Annotated in this window: 2 protein-coding genes; one reads left to right on the forward strand and one right to left on the reverse strand. The window is 70.9% G+C overall.

Annotated elements, in window-relative coordinates:
* On the forward strand, nt 1-1,509 hold a 1,509-nt coding region (ftsY, locus tag HR086_RS45725), incomplete at its 5' end, for a signal recognition particle-docking protein FtsY (RefSeq protein ID WP_254626748.1).
* Nucleotides 1,510-1,519: 10 nt separating this feature from the next.
* Here ftsY and HR086_RS45730 read toward each other — a convergent pair.
* Entirely contained in the window at nt 1,520-3,295 is a 1,776-nt protein-coding gene (locus HR086_RS45730; protein WP_174468799.1) for a M1 family aminopeptidase, read from the reverse strand.
* Nucleotides 3,296-3,410 lie beyond the last annotated feature (115 nt).

Here is a 3,410-nt window from a genome sequence, read left to right on the forward strand (position 1 = left end):
GCCCCCACTCCGGGCGGGGAGACGACCCAGCCGGGGACGGGAACTCCTCCGTCGGATGGCCTCACCGCGGGCGACGCGGTGGGCATTGGCGGAGCCGCCCTCTTCGCCCTGCTGATGATTCTGGCGGCCAAGAAGCTCTTCTTCCGCAAGCGCGCCCCCGAGCCCGGCAGGAAGCCCGGCGTCCCCGTCCCGGAGCAGAGGCCCGCGCTGCCCGCGGAGCGGCCCGAGCTGCGCGTGGAGCTGCCCCCCTCCGAGAAGGAGGCAGCCCGGCTTCGCGAGGTGGACGAGGCCCACGCCCGCGCCCAGGAGCTGGCCCGTCAGCGAGAGGAGGCCGCCCTCGCCGCCAGGACCACCACCGACTCGGGCGAGCGAGCCCGGCTGGAGGAGCAGGCCCGGGTCCTCAAGGAGCGCGAGGAGGAGGAGAAGCGCGCCGAGTACCGCGCGAAGAAGGCCGCTGATGAAGAGGCCCGGGAGCGGCGCAAGCGCGAGCAGGCCGAGGCCCAGCGGCTCGTGGAGGACGAGCGCGCCAGGGAGGCCGCCGTCGTCGAGGAGGCCCGTCGCGCCGAGGAGGCCGCCGCCCGCGCCAAGGTGGACGCCGAGGCCGGCCGTACGCTGGCCCAGGGCCTGGACAAGACGCGGAGCCAGGGCTTCATGGCCCGCCTCAACGGTCTGTTCGGCCAGCAGCGCCAGGTGGACGAGTCCGTGCTGGTGGAGCTGGAGGAAATCCTCTTCACGGCGGACATCGGCGTGCGCACGGCCAGCGAGCTGGTGGAGGTGGCGCGCGAGAAGCTCAAGCGCAGCGAGCTGAGTGACTCCCATCGCATCAAGGACCTCATCCGCACGGAGGTCGCCCGCATCGTCGACCTGCCCGTGCCGCGCTCGCTGGAAGGCGGCGGTCCGCCGCACGTCGTCATGGTGGTGGGCGTCAACGGCGCGGGGAAGACGACGACCATCGGCAAGCTCGCCGCGAAGCTCACGGGCGAGGGCAAGAAGGTCATCCTGGCCGCGGGCGACACGTTCCGCGCCGCCGCCACCGAGCAGCTCGACGTGTGGGCCGAGCGCGCGAAGGCGCAGCTGGTGAAGGGCACCGAGGGTGGCGACCCGGGCTCCGTCATCTTCGACGCCATCAAGAAGGCCCAGGCCGAGGGCGCCGACGTCGTCATCGCCGACACGGCGGGCCGGCTGCACACCAAGGCGCCGCTGATGGAGGAGCTGAAGAAGGTCAAGCGCGTCATGGACAAGGCCATGCCCGGCACGCCGCACGAGGTGCTGCTCGTGCTGGACTCCACCAACGGGCAGAACGCCATTCAGCAGGCCAAGCAGTTCCACGAGGCCGTGGGCATCACCGCCATCGCGCTGACGAAGCTGGACGGCACCGCCAAGGGCGGCGTCATCATCGGCATCTGCGACGAGCTGAAGCTGCCCGTCGTATGGGTCGGCGTGGGCGAGAAAATCGCGGACCTGCGCCGCTTCGAGCCGCGCGAGTTCGTTCAGGCGCTCTTCGACTGACGCCCTGCCCTTACTGCCCCAGCAGCGAGGGCAGAATCGACTCGAGCAACTCCTTCGTCTGCGGGTCCAGGTTGTCCACATCCAACCCGCTTCCGGCGCCCAGCGTGCCCATCACCGCGTCCAGGTTGGGCAGGCCCAGGTCATCATCGCCATGGGCCTCGTTCCACCAGCGCACGCGCAGCCGCTCCAGGGCCTTCGCGTTCCCAGGGCTCGCCTTGGCCAACTCCTTGGTGAAGCACTCCTTGCACGTCCACTTGAAGCGGTACGTGTCCACGTAGGAACGCAGGCCCTGGAAGAACGCGGTGTCGCCCACCAGCTTGCGTGACGCGTGGTGCAGCAGCGGCGCCTTGCCGTACACCAGCGCCCCGTACTCCGTCTCGTTGTCGAACGCGCTCGTGGGCCGGTCCGCTCGCGCGTCCTCGCCGCCCGCCAGCCGATACATGTGGTACGGCGACACCAGCAGCTCGCGCCGGAGCGCCTCCGCCGCCGCCTTGCCGTGCTTCCACTCGATGTAGAGGAGCGCGGCGTACTGGGCCAGCGACTCGTCCACCACGGGGGCGTGGATGGGGTCCGAACCCACGAGGCCCGCGAAGTACTGGTGCGCCACCTCGTGCGCGACGGTGAACTCCAGCGTGCGCTCCAGCGAGCCACTCAGTTGTGTCAGGGGCGCGGAGCCCGCGGGGCCCAGCATCGCCAGCACTTCCTTCAACTGCTCCACGTCCACCTGACCGGCCACCAGTTCGAACGGGTCCACCACGCCGCGATACAGCATGCTCGACACGGTGATGAGGCCGGGGAACTCCATGCCTCCCGCCCCGCCGGACAGCGGCGCCTCCACCACCCGGAAGTGCGTGTACGGCAGCGGCCCCAGGCGCTTCTCGAACTCCGCCAGCGCCGACGAGGCGTACTTCAGCACGCGCTCGCCCACGTCCTTGTCCTTCACCGCGTAGTGGCTCTCCACCGTGACGCCGTTCACCGTGGCCGTGGACACCTCGTAGCCCTTGGACACGAGGATGGGGAAGTCGCGCACCGCGCCCGCGGCGAAGGCGAAACGCACGCGGCCGTCGCGCTCGGGAACCTCACCCATCGCCACGCCCGTGGCATGCACGGACCAGCCCGACGGCACGGTGATGGAGGCCAGCACATGCGCCGGCGCATACAACGCCAGGTCTCCGATGCCCTGCGGCCCCGCCCAGGGCTGGCCCTTGTCGTCCAGCGGCGGAACCTGGGGCACGACGCCGACCAGGCTCATGAAGTCCGCCGTGACAGAAAAGGCCCCGTGGTCGCCCTTTGGCCCCTGCCCTCCACCCCCGAGGAGCGTCGCCGCGGGCTTCTCCCCCTTCGGGGCGACGGCCCGGACGGCCACGTCCAGCACCGCCGCCGCGCCCGGAGGCACCGGCTCCACCAGTCGATAGCGGTACAGCGTGGGCTCCGGCTGCTCCAGGACGATGGGCTGGCGCCCCAGCCGCGCATCGGACAGCACCACCCGCTTGCCCCCCTGCGCGTTGGGTGTCACCCGCAGGTACAGCTCCGTCAGGGGCTTGTCGCGGGCCATCACCTCCACCTGCACCCGCCCCTTCGCCTCGCGCGAAACGGGGTCCACCTCCAACTGCACCCGGTAGCGCGGCAGTTCATCCAGCGGCCCCAGCGCCTTCGCCACGCGCTCCCGCTCGGCGGGCTTGAGGTGCTGGAGGCTCAGCTGCACCTCCGGGGAGACCTCTTCTCCTCGAGCGGGCTGCCCGAGGAGCATGCACCACGACAGCAGGCCAGGCAGGAGCGTCCGCATGCGCGCATGCTAATTGACCCGGGGCACCACGGCTCGTCTAGCCTTCGTGGGCATGCACTCTCGAACGCTTCTCCTGGCCGCTGCCCTCGGGTGGATGGCGTGTGCGCGGAACGTC

The sequence above is a fragment of the Myxococcus sp. CA039A genome (assembly GCF_013336645.1).
Taxonomy (GTDB): domain Bacteria; phylum Myxococcota; class Myxococcia; order Myxococcales; family Myxococcaceae; genus Myxococcus; species Myxococcus llanfairpwllgwyngyllgogerychwyrndrobwllllantysiliogogogochensis.

Excerpts from the sequence above, each read along its gene's own strand:
- HR086_RS45730 (WP_174468799.1), bottom strand. The coding sequence starts at position 3,295 with ATGCGGACGCTCCTGCCTGGCCTGCTGTCGTGGTGCATGCTCCTCGGG.